The organism is Pseudomonas sp. SMV71 (assembly GCF_052042015.1).
GTDB lineage: Bacteria > Pseudomonadota > Gammaproteobacteria > Pseudomonadales > Pseudomonadaceae > Aquipseudomonas.
Genome location: NZ_JBKGGU010000048.1, coordinates 1 through 2,909, shown reverse-complemented (window position 1 = coordinate 2,909; position 2,909 = coordinate 1). Strand labels below are relative to the sequence as shown.

At 63.4% G+C, this 2,909-nt stretch carries 1 protein-coding gene; it reads left to right on the top strand.

All coding sequences use genetic code 11. The annotated features are described in order from the left end of the window. Positions 1–336: 336 nt before the first annotated feature. On the top strand, positions 337–2,909 hold a 2,573-nt coding region (locus tag ACLEJQ_RS25690), incomplete at its 3' end, for a DUF6531 domain-containing protein (RefSeq protein WP_440799895.1).

The following is a 2,909-nucleotide window of genomic DNA, read 5'->3' as shown; positions in this document are numbered from 1 at the left end:
CCCAAGATCAAGAGCCAGAGCAAAAGCCAGAGCAAAAGCCAGAGCAAAAGCGAGGCGGTCTGGCGGAGGGTCTATTTCTCCGAGCTTACCCAGATCCAACTGTGGGAGCGGGCTTGCCCGCGAAGACGGCCTGACAGCCGACCTATCTCTCGCGGCATACCCCAATCCAACTGTGGGAGCGAGCCTGCTCGCGAGACGGCCTGACAGCCACCCAATTCCTTCCAGCCGTACCGCGATTTACCGAATCGCCCTACACCCACCGCTTCTTTCCCTGACTTAATTCCTCAGCCAACCTCGGCAAAGTCTCGCGTCCGTCCAGTTATGCGAGATTCCTGCATGTTCGTCCGCGACAAACTCCTGGCTATGAACAACACCATCGGCTTGCTGGTGGTGGCGGCCATGGACCCCGAGCAGCCGGATGTCGAGGCGGTGCTGGCGGATTTTCGCAATTGCCTGAACGACTACGACGCCCTGGCTGAAAGCCTCTGGACCGGCTGGGCGCTGGGTGTTGAACAAGTATTCAAAGTCGGCAATGAAGTCTCGCTGGCGGCGCCTAAAAACCTGAATGAACCCGTCAGCGCCACGGTGACGGCCTGTCCGGCGGGCGGTCCGCTGACGCTGGTGCATATGTTCCAGGCGGCGCGTTTCGTGCCGATCGGCGACACGCCAGTGATGTTGGAGCCGGTTACCGGGGGCGCGCCGGGGGAGGAGACGTTCGGCGAGCCGGTCCACCACGTGATCGGCCCCAGCGGCATTCTGGAAATCCCCGAGTGCTGGCGCGGGCACCGCTATCGCATCACTTTTTTCCCTCAGGTCACGGCGGATCACGTCAAGGCGCTTTATGCGTCCTACCAAGGCGTGATCGCCGAACTGGAGGGCTGGCTGAAGGCCGAGTGGGAAGGCGAATTTCAACCACTGTGGAGCGAATTTTCCGACGCCGGTTTTCGCGAACGCTACGGGATGTTGCAGCAAGCCGATTGGCGCGGTTTTGAAAAGGCCCTGCATGGGTTGTGGGACGACGTTAAACAGGTCTTCGAGCTGCTGGCGGATCTACAGGCCAACAGCGAAAAACTGCTGGACTACCTGACCCAGGCTGAACTTGAACAGCTGCTCAAAGCCTCCTCCGAGGCAATTGCCAAAGGCTTGATGGTGTTGAGCGACGAGCCGTTGCTCTTCGTTCACATGGCAGCCTTCGCCAGTTGGCTGCGGATGTTGCCGCCGCAATACCTGGCTGAAGTCGTTGGCGAAATGCGCGCCTCGGTGCTGATCAGTTTCCTGCTGACGCGTTTGACCGGCGCCCTCGGCCTGGGCGTGCGCATGAGTGGCAGGGTGCTGGATAGAGTCCGGTCGGGACGGGCTCGGCAATGGTTGCAGGCGTCGAGCCGGAGGCTGGGAGAGCTCACCACCAACCGGCTCGATCAACATGCCGATGTGCTGAAACCGCTGGTAGTCAGCGCTCAACGCGCGCCGTTGAAGCCGACACCTGTCGGACCTTTGAACATCACCCCTGAGCACGCGCCGGCCTTGTCTGTCAGCAACCCCGCTGCTGTGGCGCGGGAAAAATCCCGGGGCTCCACCCAACTCAGCAAATACGAACCCTTCGACGACGCCCCCACCCAATCGAAAAACCCCAACGGCGACAGCGCCGACACCGCCGCCCAGACCGCCACCAGCGGCTGCCCGGTGTCGATGGTCACCGGCGAGGAACTGCTGACCCTGGAAGACGGCGTGCTCGATGGCCGTCTGCCCTTCGTCTTCACCCGCTTATACCGCACCAGCGCCGCCGACCTGGACATCGGGCTCGGGCGCGGCTGGAGCCATGCCCTGGCCCATCGCCTGCTCTTGGAAGGCGAGCAAGTTACCTGGGTCGACCAGGAAAACCGTCGCACCCTTTTTCCGCTGCCCACCGCCCAACGCCCGGCGATCCACAACAGCCTGGCCCGCGCCGCTATCTACCTGGGCACCGAGCCGGACGAACTGATCATCGCCCAGCCCGGCGACCAGGCGCCTTTCCTACACTTTCGCGACGGTCATCTGACCGCTCTCAGCGACCGCTACGACAACCGCCTGACCGTTCAACGCAACATCCATGGCGACATCAGCCGCCTGGACAACGGCGCCGGCCGCGCACTGCGGCTGCGCTATGAACAGCGGCACCTGGTCGCCGTCGACTATCAGAGTTTTCACCCGGCCAATACCCAGGACGACGTCTGGCGTACCGAGCAGACGCTGGCGTCCTACCGCTACGACGGACGTTTCCGACTGATCGAAGCGACCAACGCCGTCGGTGAAAGCGAGCGTTATGACTATGACGACCGTCACGTCATCCTCCAGCGGCAACTGGCCGGTGGCGCGAGTTTCTTCTGGGAATGGCAGGGCGCCGGCCCGGCGGCGCGCTGTGTCCGGCACTGGGCCTCGTTTGCGCAGATGGACAGCCGCTACACCTGGGGCGAGGACGGCCTGGTCACGGTCCGGCACCTGGATGGCAGCCAGGAAATCTATGAGCACGACGACCGGGCGCGGCTGGTGCGCAAGGTCGAGCCCGATGGCGGCGAGCACCTCAAGGCCTATGACGACCAGGGCCGGCTGATCGCCGAGCAGGATCCGCTGGGCGCCGTCACCGAATACCGCTACGACGAAGTCGGACGCCTGGTGGCGCTGATTCCGCCGGATGAGGTGCCGACGTCCTACGAGTACCGCAACGGTTTCCTGCACGCCCGCTCCCGCGGTAACGCCATCTGGACCTACCGACGCAACGACCAGGGCGATATCACCCGCCAGACCGACCCCGACGGCCACGTCACTTTCTACAAATACGACGGGCGCGGCCGGCTGCTGGAAACCTGCCACCCCGACGGCAGTTTCCACCGGCTGAGCTGGAATGCCCTCGGCCAGTTGACGGAAGAAAT